Raw genomic sequence first — 16,451 nt, 5'->3', positions numbered from 1 at the left:
ATGAAGGGCGCATCATGGCAAAGGCTCCGGAAGTTATTCTGGAGCCCAACATAATACCTCAGAATCAAGATTAGAATGTGTGGGTGGTGGCTCGCTTACGTTGGAATGTGAGTATATGGTTTCAAAGGGGGGGCAAATTTTTCTAATTAAAGTTAATATTTTTTTTCTGGATTTTTGAGCATTTCTGGTTCGCGAAATTCGCCAGGTATTGTTGAGGGTAGAATTACAGTGGTCACGCAATTTTATGGAGCGCAAGAGCGTGGCTATACTCCGTCGGTAGTTGCGAGGACTATAAAAATGGTACTAGTGCGCCAAGAAATAAATCAAATGCACGGTTTATGATGATAATTCTAGCAAGGCTAATTTAGTAGTTGCTTTTAAAGGTGGAGCTGTAATTACCATAATGCTTGGAGGTAGGTAAGATGAGGGCTGGCATGAAGTCCACATTGTATGGCTATGTGCGGGAGGCCGTTCATAAACAATGGGATCCTATCGGTATTGCAGCCTATTCGGATGAGATGGGTGAGTATGATGCATATATTTCTGGTTTATGTAAGCTTGTTGAGAGTAAGGCCGGCAGAGAAATGCTTATAGAATACTTGTGGTTCGTAGAAACCATTATTATGGGGTTAAGCGGAGATCGACCTCAAACGGAAAGATTTGCAGATCAGCTTTTGGCTTTATAGTGCGGATTGGTTGATTTACGTGGAAAAAGCGCTATGATCTGCGAAAAACTTGTAGCGACCTGCACTATAATCAAACTTTTTGAAGATTTTTAGGGGATTCTCCGATCAAGTTCAGCGCAGCCCCGCCTGCTGTGCTGAAATAGCCTACCTCTCCGATCACGAGCAGCGTCCTTTGAGATGTCAGGACCTCCTGTCCTCGGCCCACGCCCGGTGCAGGTGACGCAGGACTTGGCCAACTTCTGGCGCAGTACGTATGCCGAGGTTAAGAAGGATTTGAAGGGAAGGTATCCGAAGCTATTCCATAAGTTAGATCTATGGGTGGAGTCACTTAACAAGAAGTGATTGACAGTTTTCGCAAAGACCTCCTTCCGTAACATGAATCGTTTACAGATCGCCCCTGAAGCTCCTAGTGAGCGGGGATACAGCCTGAGAAGTGATCACGCGGATAGGGCTTTTGCAGCTCGTTCTCAAGCGCTTTGAGCATGACCTCGCTACTCGCTGCTTTGATGTGGAAGGCAGTCTAGAGCGGCTTCAGTTGCAATACGGCCTTCAACCCCACTGCGGCGGGGGGGAGGAAGTGCAGTCAGTACGGATGCATAGAAAATGCTTAATCGCTACTGTCGTCTCATCTACGTTAAAGGTGAGCTGCGCCCGGTGATGCTGCGTTAAACAGGCACCTTCGCCCGAAAATATTTCGTACAGAGCCCGGCGCGACATGTCCCGGCCAGCGCTCGTCGATAGCCTCTACAAGCGCGGGGAGTCGCTGGCGTTATTTTTGTATTACACGTTGCGTTAGGAAAAATCCTACAGTAAGTTGCCTGCCGAACAGCAGTCCCGGATGGGTTGCATAAATGGATTTTAGTTCGCTGTCTGGCGGACGCTTACAAGGAAGTCATAGCATGCCTACTGCTAGTAGTCCGACTATCTATACGCTTGGCCCTGAAGGTACCAACTGTGCAACAGCCGCTCAGTGGTGGCTTGATTCTCGCGGCGATAGCAAGGCATCAGGCGTTACAGCGCCGCGTATCGTTCTGCATGAAACCCTTGAGCAAGCCTTTGACGAGCTGGCGGAAAAGCAGGACGGTTACCTGCTGAGCTGCGCGGCTTATCCCGATTTGCATACCCTTATCTTTACCCGCCTGGGTGATATGGAGTTGTGCGACAGCTTTATCATGCCGACCCATTCCATGGTTCTGGCCAGCCGTACATCGCCCGATCAGATCAAGAGTGTAGCGACCCATCCTGCCCCGCAATCCTTGGTGGCCAGCCAGTACGACAAGGTTTTTGCCAACAGCAATGCCGATGCCGCAGTGCTCTGTAGCACGGGCAAGGCCGATGCCTGTGTCACGACGGTGGTGGCTGCTGATCGTCATGAGTTGAACGTCGTTCAGGATTTCGGCCAGGTTCCGATGGCATTTCTGGTTCATTCGCTGAAGCGAGCCGACCATGCACAAGGCTGATCCGTTCGCTGCCATCGTCAGCCTTGTCGATGAGATCCGTGCCCGCCAGGAACTGGACGGGAGTATCAAGGACCCAGGCCTGGCGGACTATGCCCGGATCAATGAACTGACCGCCGAGCTGGATCGTCAGGCAAGTGTTATCGACGGGCTGTCTCCTGCGCTGCTGGCGGCGACTCTTGAGGATCTGGGGCGCTGGGTGCAGAGCGGGTTGCATCAGCGGCCCTTGTTCGACAAGACACTGGCCAGTTTCAAGACGCCTTTGCCCGGTGAAGCCTTGTTCTTTCTGGCGCCGATGCGGGCGACCAACGGGCCGGACCCTGAAGGCTTCCGGCTGGAGCTGGTCACCGGTTATCGAAGCGAAACTCCTTACCTTGCCGATGCCGCGCAGTACACGGAGCAATACATCGCGCCGTTTCAATGCATCAAGCTGGGGGCTGCGTCGAAGGGCTTTCTGCAAGGCAACTGCATTGTGTTGTTCCCCGAGTCGGTAGCGGCGCAAAGCAAGGTCGATAAACAGGCGTTTGCCTTGTTCTTCTTCAGCAAGTTTTTCCATATCTACAACGATCAGACGGTCGTTGAAGCGGACCGCTTGTTTGGGCGCGACAGCCAGTTTCTGTTCGGTCAATTGAGCAGCCGCCAGATGTCCGAGGCGGACACGTATGACGCCCGTTGTCTGTGGGGTTATTACCACGACTACGCGCACCATACCGGCCCGCGTCCATTGGACAGGAATCTGTATATCAAGCTGAACTGGTTTACCGGCCTTCTGGAAGAAACCAAGTGCGACCTGATTACGGTGCGCCTGTTGCAGCAGCATCGCCCTGACTTCTGGCAGGAGATCGCCGAGTTCATTCTGCTGGAGCGTATGTTCCGTTACCCGAAAGGCTCGGAGCAGCACATGACGTTCGATGCCGGGACAGGGATTCTACTGTTCGAGATCCTGATGAATGCCAAGGCATTGGTCGAGGATGAGTCCGGTCGTCTCAAGTTCGATGCCGAGCGTCTTGGCGAGCAGATATTGACGGTGATTGCCGATATCGAAGCCTTGGAGCGTCTGGACGACGAAGCCTATCTGGCCGGCGCCAGAGATTATGTCCACAAGCACTTGGGCGCTCCGCAGAGTCCACAGGCACGCTTCAATTTCCCGACTTCACACTATGCGCGCCGGGTGCTTGAGGAGTCGCTTCGTTGAGTGCCTTGAAAGGGCGGCTGCTGCTATTCACCTTTGCCATTCTGGCGCTGTTTTCGGTCAGTTGGCTGTTGTCCAAGAACCTGATTGGCAGCATTCCGGTGATGCATGCCGTCGGGCTCCGGCTGTGGGCGACGACGGCTGCCCTGTGGCTGATCGTGGCATTTCGTGAGCGGGCGGCACTGGCCTCGATCCCGCTGCGATCAAGGATGCCTGGGTTTTTCATGCTGTCGGTCCTGGGTTTCTCCCTGTATTTCGCCTGTAGCTTCGGCGCCTTGAAAACACTGAAGGCCAGCGATCTGACCATGGTCCTTGCGACCATTCCGGGCATTACCTATCTGCTGGGTTTCCTGTCTCGCAGTCTGGGTTTTTCATGGTTGAAGCTCAGTGGCGTGTTGATCGTCAGTGCGGCTGCACTGGCGTTCAATGCAAGCGGCAATGAAGGCGGCGCGGTCAGTGCGGCAGGTATCGCCCTGGCGTTGGTGGCGGCGTTTTCCTATGCCGTCTATGGCCTGCTGTCCAAGCGTTATCTCAAGGATTTACCTCTGCTCACCTCGCTGGCCTGGGTCACCTTGATCTCTGCCGCAACCTTCGCGCCGCTGTTCATTCTTGATCCGGCGCCCTTGTTGCGGCTGAGCCTTGAGGATGTTCTCAAGGTGCTGATTCTGGGGGCTGCGTGTTCGGCTCCGGTGTATGTGCTGTACCAGAAGGTTCTGGCCGAAGGCGGCGTGCTGTACGCCAACGCCATAGGCCTGCTTGCTCCTTTCGCAGTGGTCGCGGGTGAGTGGTTGATCGGCTCCGGCGCGTCGTTGGGTGCAGTGAAAGTCATTGCGATGATTGCGGCTGTCGTCGGGATCACCCTGTTATTTGTCGATGCATCGGGTGTCTCGGGATGGCAATTGAAGCGCCGCTCCCACGATTCCCGGTTAGTGAGGAAATGAAATGAAAAAGCTGGCGTTGGTTTGCCATCGCAGTGCCAAGTTGTCGTTTGTATTTGAAGCTGCACAAGCGGCGGGTATTGAGCTGGTACTGATTTACGACACGACCGAGAGCGCACCAGCCCGGTTGCCAGCGGTCACGTCGACCTGGCAACTGCCGGTTTTCGATGAGCCGCAGGTGGCTCTGGAGGCCTTTGCGGCCGGAGTCGAGGAGCGCGGGATCGGCGGGGTCATGACCCTTCGCGAAGAGGCGATCATCTGGACGGCTCTGGCGGCGAAAAAAATCGGCACTCCTGGCATCGAGCCTGAAGTCGCGGCGCTGGCACGCAACAAGTACCTGATGCGTCAGGCGTTCGCCGATGCTGGCTTGAGATCACCGGGGTTCCGTTACATCGACAATCCTGAAGACCTTTCGCAAGTCCATGCTCTGGGCCTGCCTCTGGTGATCAAGCCGCTTTCCGGCTGGTCGAGCACCGGTGTGATGCTGGCCAGGACCGCAGAAGAACTCCCCGGTCTTATCAAGGCCGTATGGAATGTTCAGAGCAATGACCTGGCGCGTTTCTACGATCAGGACAAGGCTGTGGGCCTGGTGGTCGAGCAGTATCTGCCCGGTAAAGAGTTCGTGGTGGAGTGCTTTGTCGATATCGAAGGCGTGCATGTCCTGGCAGTCGGCGACAAGGGACAGCCCGAAGGTCCCTGGTTTGAAGAAACAATCTATCGTCAGCGCCGGGATATCGATGATCCGTTGATCGTGGCCTTGTGTGAGGCGGCGCGTGAAGGCGTGAAGGCCTTGGGCATTACCATGGGCGCAGCGCACGTGGAGCTTCGCCTGGATGCCGGGCTGCAACCGTATGTGATTGAAATCGGTGCCCGTATCGGTGGCTCGGGTGTGTCGCATTTTGTGGTGGAGCAGAGCACTGGCGTCTCGTTCGCAAAGTTGTGCATGACTGCTGCCCTTGGCTTGCCGACTCCAGCGTTGCCCGATGTACTTCCTGCTGCCCGAGTGGCTGCGAACTACATCATTCCTTTGCGCGGCGATGGCCGTTTCAGTGGCTTCTCGGGGCTGGACAAGGTCGAGCAGCATCCTGAAACCGCACGAGTCGTGACCTTCTTCGAGGCGGGGCATGTGTCGCCACCGCCTCCGGCATTTGGCGGGTATCCGGGCTTCATCTTCTCGGTGCATGCCTCGGACGAAGCGGCCAATGCCTATCACCAATGGCTCGATGACGCACTGAGCATCATCTGGAACCAATAAATACCGCGCGTAACAGTCATCAGGAATCGTGACATGGAACATCCGCAACTGGATTGGAATAACCTGGGTTTCAGCTACAGGAAAACCGACTTTCGCTACATTTCGCACTGGCGTGATGGTGAGTGGCAGGAAGGTTATCTGACCGAAGACAACCACCTGCATATCAGCGAAGGCTCGACTGCGCTGCATTATGGCCAGCAGTGTTTCGAGGGGATGAAGGCCTACCGTTGCAAGGACGGCTCCATCAACCTGTTTCGCCCCGATCAGAATGCTGCGCGCATGCAACGCAGTTGCTCGCGTCTGCTGATGCCGACGGTATCGACTGAGCAGTTCATCGATGCGTGCAAGCAGGTGATCAAAGCCAACGAAAAGTTTCTGCCTCCTTACGGGACAGGCAGTTCGTTGTATCTGCGGCCTTTCGTGATCGGCGTCGGTGACAATATCGGTGTGCGTAGCGCGCCGGAATTCATCTTCTGCGTGTTCTGTATTCCGGTCGGTGCGCTGTTCAAGGGCGTATTGCAGCCCAGCAACTTCGTCATCTCGGACTATGACCGAGCAGCCCCCAATGGCACCGGCGCCGCCAAGGTGGGAGGCAACTATGCCGCCAGCCTGTTGCCCGGCACAGAAGCGCGGGCAGCCAGTTTTGCCGACTGCATCTATCTCGATCCGCTGACCCATAAAAAGATCGAGGAAGTCGGTTCGGCCAACTTCTTTGCCATCACTTACGACAATACCTTTGTGACGCCTCGTTCTCCTTCGGTACTGCCTGGCATCACCCGCGCCTCGTTGATCGAGCTGGCTCAGAGCCGCTTGGGGCTGAATGCGGTGGAAGAGGATGTCTACATCGATAACCTGGGCGACTACAAGGAAGCAGGCGCTTGTGGAACAGCAGCGGTTATCACACCGATTGGCGGTATCCACTACAAGGATCGGTTGCATGTGTTCCATAGCGAACATGAAGCCGGCCCTCTTACCCAGCGTTTGTACAACGAACTGACGGGTATCCAGAACGGCGATATCGAAGCGCCCGCAGGCTGGATCGAAAAGGTCTAGAGCACAGGTTGTGTGAGGCGGCTTGCCGCCTCGCATTCCAGTTGGGTCAGGCCTCTAAATACTCAACAACTCAGTCACCGGCAGTCGATTGGTGGTCTTCATCTCGCGCAGTGAAAGGTTCGAGCGAATGCTCGATACGCCTGGAAGTTTTCTCAGGACTTTTTCAACAAACCGGCTGTAGCTGTCCAGGTCTTTTGCAACGACTTGAAGTAGAAAGTCCGCTTCGCCGGTTGTGTTGTGGCAACTGAGCACTTGCGGTGCCGATTCAATGATCTTTTCAAACCTGGCTGTAGCTTCCTCGCTATGGTCCGTGCAGGAAATCTGCACGAATGCCATCACCCCAAGCCCCAGTTTCTTGCGGTTCAGGATTGCTTGATAGCCCTCGATCACTCCGTCTTCTTCAAGGCGTTTCTGCTTTCGCCAGCAAGAGGCTTCGCTGAGGGAAAGTTGCTCCGCCAGTTTGACATTCGACAGCCTGCCGTTGCGCTGCAGTCGATCCGAGATTGCAATATCTACCTTGTCCAGCTGTTCAATCATGGCGGAATCTTTCATTTTGAATATTTAAATGAAAGTTAATTTCAATTTTTGGTCGGCGTCAATTGCAGCTTGAAAGGTAATTTCACCGGGTTCATTCATACTGGAGGCGCGATTCAGTCGGTGTTTTTTCGTTGTCGTGCCTGTCCCAGCAGAGGTGTTTTTCATGAAAGCTGTAGTCTACGAAGCCTTTTCCCAGCCGCCGCGTCTCATGACCGTCGAAGACCCGACTCCAGAGCGTCATGGCGTTGTCATTCAGGTACTGGGGACTGGCGTCTGCCGCAGCGATTGGCACGGCTGGAAGGGGCATGATCCGGACATTCAACTGCCGCATGTTCCGGGGCATGAACTGGCCGGGGTCGTGGCGGAGGTGGGCAAGGACGTCACTAAATGGAAGGTCGGTGATCGTGTGACCGTGCCGTTCGTGGGCGGTTGTGGTGCCTGCCCGGAGTGCAACAGCGGTAACCAGCAAGTCTGTCACACCCAGTTTCAGCCAGGTTTCACTCACTGGGGTTCCTTCGCTGAATACGTCGGCATCCACAAGGCGGACCTGAATCTGGTCGCACTGCCTGAAAGCATGGACTTCGCGACTGCCGCCAGCCTGGGCTGCCGTTTTGTCACCTCGTTCCGTGCGGTCGTTGATCAGGGCAAGGTCGCGGCGGGGCATTGGGTTGCGGTACACGGCTGTGGGGGTGTTGGCCTGTCAGCCGTCATGATTGCTCAAGCCATCGGGGCCAACGTTATCGCCATCGATATCTCGGACGACAAACTTGAACTGGCCCGCTCGCTCGGTGCTGTTGCGACAGTGAATGCCAACCGCGTTGCGGATGTCAGCGAAGCGGTTCTGGAAATCACCAAGGGCGGCGCCCATGTTTCGCTGGATGCATTGGGCCATCCGACCACCTGTTTCAACTCCATCAATAACCTGCGCCGTCGGGGCAGGCACGTCCAGGTTGGCCTGATGCTCGCTGACCATGCGAAGCCGGCGATTCCGATGAGCAAGGTCATCGCGTATGAACTGGAAATCTACGGCAGCCACGGAATGCAGGCACACCGTTATGACGCCATGATCGAAATGATCTCCTCTGGCAAATTGGCACCTGAGAAGCTCGTCGGCAAAACCATCAGCCTGGAACAGTCCATCGACGCACTTGTGAACATGGATCGGTTCGAGACGACAGGTGTAACTGTCATAACCGAGTTTTAATCCATGGAGCGCTGACAACGGAGCCGCTTGCGTTTGTTACCGGTCGCCTTGCTCGACATCTCGCTCAACCTGGCGCTCGGGCACAATCTCGAAAGCCGTAGGCTTCTCCTCCTGAACCGGCAACAGAAAGCGCCCGATGAGCGGCAAGTGGTTTGAAATGAGCAGCGTGTCATCCCGGCGAACCCGGGCATCGATGCGCTTCAGGCTCGGGCTGTAGAACAGGTAATCAAGGGTTCTGTCCGGCCCGCTCACCCGTGTGTCGTTGGGGAAGTGGGTCAGCCACTTGCTGCGCTCAATACCGCTGGCTTCAGTATTGGCGGGAATCATCGGGTACTTTTCCCAAAGCTCATGCAGTTCGCTGTCTGCGTTATAGCTGGCTTGCTGTTCTGCTGGCAGGCGTTGGTACTGGCCCAGCGGCAACAGGTTGAAGTCGCCGCCGATCAGCCAGGGCGTGCCGCTGCTCTCAAGGGAGTCCAATAGCTTGCCGGTGACCTGCACCTGGCGTTGTAGTGTCCCGTCGCCTCTGTTCGGCGCACTCAAGTGGGTGTTGATGACCGCGAGCTGTCCGCCATCGCGCAAGTGCAGGTAGCTCACCAGCAAGGCGGGGCGCGGCTTGAACTGACGGCTGATGATATTGGCTTCAGGCACCGGCAATTGCAGCCGCTCGGCGTGATCGATGCGATAGCGGCTCAGGGTCGCCAGTTTCATGCCGACACTGCCCCGGATGTGCAGGTCCGGCACGAAGTCTGCCTTCCAGTAGAACGCCTCTGTGCTGCATGGGTACAGATCGGTCACCCGCTCCTGAAGCAGGGCCAGCTGGTTCTGGTAGTCGGCATTCTTGGCGCCGTCGCTGACTTCCTGCAGCAGGACGATATCCGGTTGTTCGTCACGGATGACCCGCGCCACTTCATCGAGGTTGTAGGCGATATCTTCGTGGGTCGGGCGTTCGTCTTCGCCGCTTCCATCTGCCATGTCATACCAGAACACATAGCGTTTTCCCGCCAGGTACTGAATGTTCCAGGTCATGACTTTCAGCGCTTGCCCCGGCACCAGCGGTGGTGCCTGGGAGGTACAGATGGCCGTGACGGGTTCCCGGTCTTCCGGGCGCCAGGTCAGGCTATGGATCATTGCCAGCACAAGGCCGGCCAGGGCCAGGGCAATGAGTGTCAGACGCAAGAGGAAACGGGGCATCGGCTCGACTTGGAGCGCATGGCGCTCAGTGACGGGTTAGCGAACGAGCATAGCCGAGCCGCCAGTCCTTGGCAGCCGTTTCGTGGCTCAGGCCTTGTCCGCAGGCTCGCTGACCAGCATGAACAGACGAAACATCACGATGGTAGTGAACAGTTGCAGGAAGCTGCCAAGGCTGTCGAGCACCAGTGACACCGCAGGGCTCTGGGGTTCCGGGAACAGGTAAAGCCCCAGGCCTTCCAGCAGCGACAGGGGGATATAGACGCACAACACACAGAGCAGGATGTGCATGAAGTGGCCGGTGGTCATCAGCATGCTTTCGCGCATGGCCATGAATGGCGTCAGTTTGCGTAACACCAGCAGGTATTCGCAGAACGCCAGTTTGACCATCACCCAGATGCCGGGGATTGCGAACAGCGACAGCCCGAACAGAATCAGCAGGGTGCTGAGTGCCGACAGCACCGCGAAGGTCGGCCACAGGCGCAGGGCCATGGCCAGCAGGTCACGTACCAGAGGCGTCTCGCCCCGTGTGCGGGCATCGAGAAACAGGATCAGCGCGCCAGTGTAGAGCGGATAGAACAGCAGGCCGATCAGCAGTTCATAGGCGAAAGTGGTGTTGGCGCCCAGTGCGTTGCCCAGTGCTTGTTTGGCAAGCGCTTCAAGTACCACCAGTGGCAGGCACAGCATCAGGATGCTTCCCAGGTTTCGCCTGAAAAAGTACAGCGAGTCCTGGATAACGTTCAGCGGGTTCATGTGGATAGGTCACAGGCAAAAAGCAGGTCGACACTTTAGCCCATGCCTTTTGTCGAACCAAGGGCGGCAATGATCGGGGCAGGGCTTTCTTAACTTTTTGTTCATCCGGTTGAACAGCGCTTGCCCAGCCCCATTACTTGAGTGAAGTCCATTCATTCGGCTGGACGAAGATTTTTAACGGCAATCCAGCGAGGTCGCCATGAACACCCAAGAGCAAACCCTGATCGACGAACTTTTCTCTAAGCTGAAAAGTGCTGAAACAGTCTCGGTAGCCCGGGACGCGGGGGCTGAAGCGCTGATCAAGGAGCATCTCACCCGCCAGCCTGCCGCTGCGTATTACATGGCGCAGGCGATTCTGGTTCAGGAAGCAGCCGTCAACCAGTTGAATCTTCAGCTCAAGCAGCGTGACGAGCAGATCCAGCAGCTTCAGGCCGAACTCCAGCAGGCCAGGGGCCAGGCAGCATCAGCGCCGGCCAGTGGCGGTTTTCTGTCGAGTATCTTTGGTGGTAGCGCATCGCGTGCTCCACAGCCCCAGCCTGCACAGGCTTCTGGCGGTGGTTGGCGTGATGGCGCGGGCTTCAATCCGCCACCTGCTCAGCCCGGCAACTATGCTGCACCACCTGCTGCGCCCAAAGGCAGCGGCTTTCTGGGTGGCGCTCTGCAAACCGCAGCCGGTGTGGCGGGCGGTGTGATGCTGGCGCAAGGCATCAGCAGCCTGTTCGGCCATCACAGCCAACCTGAGGAAATTGTCGAGGTCATCCACGACCAGCCCGTGCAAAGCAATGACTCGGACAATTGGGGTCAGCAGGATTCGCAATATATGGCTGATGACAGCTACGGCGACGGTGGCGATATGTTTTCGGACGATGATTCGTTCGTCTGAGCCGGATAGCGCGGATTCATTCGCTCCTGCGCGGCAGGAGCGAATCCCGCAGGCTCTCTCATGGCATACTGCTGCACCGGCTGACGAATCTTGTCTGCGTCATGAGGAATTGCGGTGAAGAAGATCGCGGTGTTCGCTGATGTACAGAACCTCTATTACACCGTGCGTCAGGCGCATGGTTGTCATTTCAATTACGCCGCGTTGTGGGCGGATATCAGCAAGCGCGGGCAAATAGTCCAGGCGTTTGCGTACGCCATCGATCGTGGTGACAGCAAGCAGCAGCAATTCCAGCAGATCCTTCGCAACCTGGGGTTCACCGTCAAACTCAAACCGTACATCCAGCGCAGCGATGGCTCGGCCAAGGGCGACTGGGACGTTGGGATCACCATCGATATCATGGACGTCGCGCCGCAGGTGGATGAAGTGGTGCTGGCGTCGGGTGACGGAGATTTCGATCTGTTGCTTGAACGCATCATCGACAAGCATGGCGTCGAAGCCGTGGCTTACGGGGTTCCGGGGTTGACGGCCAATTCGCTGATTCGTGCTGCCAGTCGCTACGTGCCGATCGAAGGCGCGTTGCTGCTCAAGTGATGATTATTTTTTAAGGATTGCACCCCGTGTTGGAACGTATCGCTGTCATTGACTTTGAAACCACCGGTATTTCTCCTGGCCATAGCTGTCGGGCCACCGAGATTGCCGTGGTCATCATGGAGCAGGGGCGTATCGTCGATCGCTATCAGAGCCTGATGAACGCCGGGGTGCGTATTCCAGCCTTTATCGAAGGCCTGACCGGTATCAGCAACAGCATGATCCGCACGGCTCCCTCGGCCGAGCGGGTGATGAACGATGTCTGTGATTTTGTCGGTGCAACGCCTCTGGTGGCGCACAACGCTTCGTTCGACCAGAAGTTCTGGGATTACGAACTGTCACGCATTCAGCGCACCCGCGAGCAAAGCTTTGCCTGTTCGATGTTGCTGGCGCGCCGCCTGATGCCGGGAGCTCCGAATCACAAGCTCGGCACCCTCACGAGCTATGCCCGCCTGCCCAACACCGGCAAGGCTCACAGGGCCATGGCCGATGCCGAGATGGCCGCCAACCTGACGGCTTACCTGACCAACGAACTGCGCCAGACTCACGGTATCGCCGGGGTTTCCCACCAGTTGCTGTGTTCGCTGCAAAAAGTCCCTGCGGCAAAAATCAGTGAAGCGCTCAAGCGTCAGCGTGGGTTTTAGATTTCCGTTGCTGCTTCATATCTGTCGATCGCTATCGGTACGCGCAAGCTAACCTGCGAGGGCCGGACAGGGTAAACTGCGCGCCTTGCAGTGAATTCCCCAACGGTACCCCCATGACATTCGCCTCTCTCGGCCTGATCGAACCCTTGCTGCGTGCCCTCGATGCACTCGGCTACCAGACCCCGACGCCTGTTCAGGCACAGGCGATTCCTCCGGTGCTGGCCGGTCGTGACCTGATGGCCGCCGCCCAGACCGGCACCGGCAAGACCGCCGGCTTTGCCTTGCCGCTGTTGCAGCGCCTGACCATGGAAGGCCCGAAAGTCGCCCCCAATTCGGTGCGCGCTCTGGTATTGGCCCCGACCCGTGAGCTGGCCGAGCAGGTGCATGAAAGCATCCGCCAATACGCGGAACACCTGCCGTTGAGCACCTATGCCGTGTATGGCGGCGTGAGCATCAACCCGCAAATGATGAAGCTGCGCAAGGGCGTGGATGTTCTGGTCGCCACGCCAGGCCGTCTGCTGGACCTGCATCGCCAGAACGCGGTCAAGTTCTCGCAACTGCAAACCCTGATTCTCGATGAAGCCGATCGCATGCTGGATCTGGGCTTTGCCGAAGAACTGCGCGGGATTTATGCAGCGCTGCCCAAACGCCGCCAGACCCTGCTGTTCTCCGCCACCTTCTCCGACGAGATCCGCCTGCTGGCCTCGCAGATGCTCAACGATCCTCTGAGCATTGAAGTCAGCCCGCGCAATGTGGCGGCGTCTTCGGTCAAGCAGTGGGTTGTGCCGGTCGACAAGAAGCGCAAGACCGAGCTGTTCATCCACCTGCTGAAAAAGCAGCGCTGGAGCCAGGTGTTGGTGTTCGCCAAGACCCGTGTCGGCGTCGATCAACTGGTCGAGCGTCTGCAAGGGCTGGGTATCAATGCCGACGGTATTCATGGCGACAAGCCCCAGGCGACTCGCCAGCGTGCTCTGGACCGTTTCAAGGCCAGTGAAGTGCAGATTCTGGTGGCTACCGATGTGGCGGCTCGTGGTCTGGATATCGATGATCTGCCGACCGTGGTCAACCTGGACTTGCCTATCGTGGCCGAGGATTACGTCCACCGCATCGGGCGTACCGGGCGTGCCGGTCTTACCGGGGAAGCGATCTCGCTGGTCTGCGCCGATGAAGTCGAGTTACTGTCGGCGATTGAAGTGCTGACCCGCCAGACACTGGTGCGCAAGGAAGAGCAGGATTTCGAGCCAGAGCATCGTGTACCGACCACCGACGCCAGCGGGCAGATCCTCAAGAAACCCAAGAAGCCGAAAAAGCCCAAGGTCTCAGGCGGCAAGCGTAACCTGGGCAAATGGGTCGATAGCGGCGATACCGAGCCTGCGCCAGTGGTCAAAGCGGTGCGCAAGGTGCCTGTGTTCAATACCGGCCCGCGCAAGAAAAAGCCCTGATCTTTCAACGCTCACTGTGGGAGATTGGTCGCGAAGGCGGCATTGAAGGCAAAGCATTTCTTCAGCTTTCACTGGCCCTGTCGCGAGCAAGCTCCCTCCCACGAAGGTTGTGAACACCCAAAGAAAATCTATCGCCTTCAATGACGTCTCGCGAAGGAGTTTTCTCCTGTCTGTTTGCTGCACCAGTCAATGATTCCGAGCCCGGCAGCCCGGCCGCTTGCGAAGCAGGCGGTCAGCAGGTAACCGCCGGTCGGCGCTTCCCAGTCCAGCATCTCGCCGGCGCAGAACACGCCCGGCAGTTGCTTGAGCATCAAACCCTCGTCCAGCCCCTCGAACGTCACGCCGCCAGCGGTGCTGATCGCTTCATCGAGCGGGCGGGGTTTGATCAGGTTCAGAGGCAGTGCCTTGATGGCCTGGCTCAGCAAGGCGGGATCGGCAAAGGCTTCCTTTGTCGCCAGTTCACGCAGGAGCGCGGCCTTGACGCCGTCCAGCCCCAACTGGCTTTGCAGGTGCTTGGACATCGAGCGCGAGCCGCGAGGTTTGCTCAGGGCTTTTTGCACATCGTTGAGAGGCTTGCCGGGTAACAGATCGATCTGCACCGTCGCTGAGCCTGCACGGTTGATCTGCTCACGAATCCTGGCCGAGAGTGCATAAATCAGGCTGCCTTCCACACCTGTTTCCGTCAGCACACACTCGCCAAGGCGAGGCGTGTCGTCTGGCAGGCCTATGGCGATATTCTTCAGGGGCGAGCCCGCGAACTTGCTGCGCAGTAGCTCGCTCCAGGCCGAAACCTCAAAGCCACAGTTGGCGGCCTGGAGAGGCGCGGTCTCAACACCGCGCGCTTGCAGCCAAGGCAGCCATGCACCGTCGGAGCCAAGGCGAGCCCAACTGGCACCGCCCAGTGCCAGCAATGTTGCATCGGGCTTGAGGGCCAGTTCACCCTCCACCGAGGCAATGCGCAGGCTGCCATCGGTATTCCAGCCCAACCAGCGATGGCGGTTATGAATCACCACGCCCGCTTCGCGCAAGCGCTTGAGCCAGGCTCGCAGCAGCGGGGCGGCTTTCATGTCGGTCGGGAACACACGGCCCGAACTGCCCACGAACGTTTGAATACCCAACCCATGAATCCACTTGCACAGCGCATCGGCATCAAAACGGCGCAACAAAGGCGCGATCATCGGCGCACGCTCGGCATAGCGCGACAGAAACGCCGGGTACGGCTCCGAATGAGTGATATTCATCCCGCCCACACCCGCCAGCAGAAACTTGCGCCCCACCGACGGCATGGCGTCATACAGATCGACCTTGATCCCGGCCTGACTCAACACCTCAGCCGCCATCAACCCCGCGGGGCCGCCTCCAATGATGGCGACGGATGAAGGCGTTGGGGATTTTGAGTCGGTCATGGTGGGCGGGGTGTCAGTGATGAGTGGCTGGGCATTCTACCCGAGATTCAAATATTGGCCTGATTTCGCGTCGGTGTATGGGTGTAGTACGGTGTATGACAATGTATGGTTATGTACTGAGTGTTCTTTCTGGAGGTCATCATGTCCACTATGTCTATACGTTTACCTGATGAAATGGCGGCCACCCTTGCCAGCCTTGCAAAAGCCACCGGGCGTACCAAGTCGTTCCTGGCTATCGATGCCTTGCGCGAGTATCTCGATCGTGAAGCCTGGCAGATTGCCGAGATCCAGCGTTCCATTCAGGAGGCTGATGCAGGAGACTTTGCCAGCGATGAAGATGTCAGCGCCGTGATGGACAAGTGGACCGGCAATGCGCGTTGAGTGGCTAAGAACAGCGCTGAAGAATCTCGATGACGAAGCCGCTTACATTGCAGTGGATAGTCCGCAAGCTGCTGCCGATTTCGTCCGGGCGATAAAGGCTGGCGTCGAGCAGTTGGCTCTTTTTCCGGCGATGGGGCGTGAAGGGCGACTCAGTGGCACTCGGGAATGGGTATTGCCTGACCGTCCATACATCATTCCCTACCGTGTGCGCGGTGGGTGCTTGCAGATATTGCGCATTTTTCACACCCGTCGTTTACCACCAACCAACTGGTAAACCCTAACCCAACCCCATCTCCACCCATACCCGCTGCGCGCTGTGATGCAATATGCCGTGCCGCCGCGCCAGGGCTTTGCGGTCTTTGCTGTAGCCGCCGCCAATAACACCCATCACGGGAATATCACGGCCCAGGCAATGACGCATGACGGTTTCGTCCCGTGCGGCCAGGCCTTCATCGGTCAGTTGCAGGTAGCCGAGGGCGTCGTCCTTGTGAACATCCACTCCCGCGTCATAGAGCACCAGGTCCGGCTGGTAGATGGGTAGCAGGTAGTTGAGCAGGTCGTCGACGACTTTCAGGTAGTCCGCATCGCCCATGCCCATGGGCAGCGGGATGTCCCAGTCGCTCTGGGCCTTGCGGGCCGGGAAGTTCTTTTCGCAGTGCAGCGACACGGTAATGGCGTCGTCGGTGTCGGCGAGGATGCGTGCCGTGCCGTCGCCCTGATGCACATCGCAGTCGAAGATCAGCACTTTACCCACGCGGCCGCTGGCCAGCAGGTAATGGCTGATGACGGCCAGATCGTTGAAGATGCAGTCAGCATGACCATTTTTTGGATGTAAATTTCTCTG

General features: G+C 57.3%; 16 protein-coding genes and 3 pseudogenes. 14 read left to right on the top strand and 5 right to left on the bottom strand.

What is annotated here, in order from left to right:
- Window positions 1–434: 434 nt before the first annotated feature.
- From ACODS3_RS01950 to ACODS3_RS01920, 7 genes and pseudogenes are all read left to right on the top strand, one after another.
- Window positions 435–686 carry a hypothetical protein gene (locus ACODS3_RS01950; protein WP_304575495.1) on the top strand — a complete coding sequence of 84 codons (252 nt, stop codon included), beginning with the start codon at window positions 435–437 and terminating at the stop codon, window positions 684–686.
- Between the two features lie 204 nt (window positions 687–890).
- Window positions 891–1,028: pseudogene (locus ACODS3_RS01945) on the top strand (ATP-dependent helicase C-terminal domain-containing protein); the annotation flags it as partial.
- A gap of 557 nt (window positions 1,029–1,585) precedes the next feature.
- A complete protein-coding gene (locus tag ACODS3_RS01940) occupies window positions 1,586–2,146 on the top strand; it encodes a type 2 periplasmic-binding domain-containing protein (protein WP_201018689.1) in 561 nt (186 codons plus the stop codon).
- Complete coding sequence (locus ACODS3_RS01935; protein ID WP_489033016.1) at window positions 2,133–3,338, top strand: DUF6421 family protein; 1,206 nt, start codon at window positions 2,133–2,135, stop codon at window positions 3,336–3,338. The genes ACODS3_RS01940 and ACODS3_RS01935 overlap by 14 nt, the downstream gene beginning before the upstream one ends.
- Window positions 3,335–4,276, top strand: a complete 942-nt coding sequence (locus tag ACODS3_RS01930) for a DMT family transporter (protein WP_489033014.1) — start codon at window positions 3,335–3,337, stop codon at window positions 4,274–4,276. The genes ACODS3_RS01935 and ACODS3_RS01930 overlap by 4 nt, the downstream gene beginning before the upstream one ends.
- Before the next feature lies 1 nt (window position 4,277).
- The gene (locus ACODS3_RS01925; protein ID WP_201018691.1) at window positions 4,278–5,528 is read left to right on the top strand and encodes an ATP-grasp domain-containing protein; all 1,251 of its coding nucleotides are present in this window, start codon (window positions 4,278–4,280) and stop codon (window positions 5,526–5,528) included.
- A gap of 33 nt (window positions 5,529–5,561) precedes the next feature.
- Window positions 5,562–6,581: a branched-chain amino acid aminotransferase gene (locus ACODS3_RS01920; RefSeq protein WP_201018692.1), complete on the top strand. Its 1,020-nt coding sequence runs from the start codon at window positions 5,562–5,564 to the stop codon at window positions 6,579–6,581.
- A gap of 54 nt (window positions 6,582–6,635) precedes the next feature.
- Here the strand turns inward: ACODS3_RS01920 and ACODS3_RS01915 are convergent, their stop codons facing one another.
- Complete coding sequence (locus ACODS3_RS01915; RefSeq protein ID WP_201006420.1) at window positions 6,636–7,118, bottom strand: Lrp/AsnC family transcriptional regulator; 483 nt, start codon at window positions 7,116–7,118, stop codon at window positions 6,636–6,638.
- Window positions 7,119–7,281: 163 nt separating this feature from the next.
- On the opposite strand from ACODS3_RS01915, the gene ACODS3_RS01910 reads away from it, so the two are divergent.
- Complete coding sequence (locus tag ACODS3_RS01910) at window positions 7,282–8,322, top strand: zinc-dependent alcohol dehydrogenase family protein (protein ID WP_201006419.1); 1,041 nt, start codon at window positions 7,282–7,284, stop codon at window positions 8,320–8,322.
- A gap of 114 nt (window positions 8,323–8,436) precedes the next feature.
- Here the strand turns inward: ACODS3_RS01910 and ACODS3_RS01905 are convergent.
- Both ACODS3_RS01905 and ACODS3_RS01900 read right to left on the bottom strand, forming a co-directional pair.
- Window positions 8,437–9,513, bottom strand: a pseudogene (locus ACODS3_RS01905) (endonuclease/exonuclease/phosphatase family protein); the annotation flags it as partial.
- 87 nt (window positions 9,514–9,600) lie between these two features.
- On the bottom strand, window positions 9,601–10,263 hold the full coding sequence (locus ACODS3_RS01900; RefSeq protein ID WP_489033011.1) for a YciC family protein: 663 nt from the start codon (window positions 10,261–10,263) through the stop codon (window positions 9,601–9,603).
- A gap of 199 nt (window positions 10,264–10,462) precedes the next feature.
- Here ACODS3_RS01900 and ACODS3_RS01895 point away from each other — a divergent pair, with 199 nt between their 5' ends.
- The 4 genes from ACODS3_RS01895 to rhlE1 all read left to right on the top strand — a co-directional run bounded on the left by ACODS3_RS01895 (window position 10,463) and on the right by rhlE1 (window position 13,820).
- On the top strand, window positions 10,463–11,146 hold the full coding sequence (locus ACODS3_RS01895) for a DUF2076 domain-containing protein (protein ID WP_489033009.1): 684 nt from the start codon (window positions 10,463–10,465) through the stop codon (window positions 11,144–11,146).
- Between the two features lie 114 nt (window positions 11,147–11,260).
- Window positions 11,261–11,737 carry an NYN domain-containing protein gene (locus tag ACODS3_RS01890; RefSeq protein WP_201006415.1) on the top strand — a complete coding sequence of 159 codons (477 nt, stop codon included), beginning with the start codon at window positions 11,261–11,263 and terminating at the stop codon, window positions 11,735–11,737.
- A 29-nt stretch (window positions 11,738–11,766) separates the two neighbouring features.
- Window positions 11,767–12,378 carry a 3'-5' exonuclease gene (locus ACODS3_RS01885; RefSeq protein ID WP_201006452.1) on the top strand — a complete coding sequence of 204 codons (612 nt, stop codon included), beginning with the start codon at window positions 11,767–11,769 and terminating at the stop codon, window positions 12,376–12,378.
- Between the two features lie 113 nt (window positions 12,379–12,491).
- A complete protein-coding gene (rhlE1, locus tag ACODS3_RS01880; protein WP_304575498.1) occupies window positions 12,492–13,820 on the top strand; it encodes an RNA helicase RhlE1 in 1,329 nt (442 codons plus the stop codon).
- 137 nt (window positions 13,821–13,957) lie between these two features.
- Here the strand turns inward: rhlE1 and ACODS3_RS01875 are convergent, their stop codons facing one another.
- Window positions 13,958–15,226, bottom strand: coding sequence for a TIGR03862 family flavoprotein (locus tag ACODS3_RS01875; protein ID WP_489033006.1), 1,269 nt, complete (start codon window positions 15,224–15,226; stop codon window positions 13,958–13,960).
- Window positions 15,227–15,367: 141 nt separating this feature from the next.
- Between ACODS3_RS01875 and ACODS3_RS01870 the strand changes: the two genes are divergently transcribed.
- Together ACODS3_RS01870 and ACODS3_RS01865 are read left to right on the top strand one after the other, a co-directional pair.
- On the top strand, window positions 15,368–15,607 hold the full coding sequence (locus ACODS3_RS01870) for a CopG family ribbon-helix-helix protein (RefSeq protein ID WP_201018699.1): 240 nt from the start codon (window positions 15,368–15,370) through the stop codon (window positions 15,605–15,607).
- Window positions 15,597–15,881: a type II toxin-antitoxin system RelE/ParE family toxin gene (locus ACODS3_RS01865; protein WP_201018700.1), complete on the top strand. Its 285-nt coding sequence runs from the start codon at window positions 15,597–15,599 to the stop codon at window positions 15,879–15,881. The genes ACODS3_RS01870 and ACODS3_RS01865 overlap by 11 nt, the downstream gene beginning before the upstream one ends.
- Before the next feature lie 3 nt (window positions 15,882–15,884).
- On the opposite strand, the pseudogene ACODS3_RS01860 reads toward ACODS3_RS01865, so the two are convergent.
- Window positions 15,885–16,415 (bottom strand): annotated as a pseudogene (locus tag ACODS3_RS01860) (histone deacetylase family protein); the annotation flags it as partial.
- Between the last annotated feature and the right edge of the window lie 36 nt (window positions 16,416–16,451).

The organism is Pseudomonas sp. FG43, from assembly GCF_057809175.1.
Note: the sequence above shows the minus strand (reverse complement) of the source record. Positions and strands in the feature narration are given on the sequence as shown.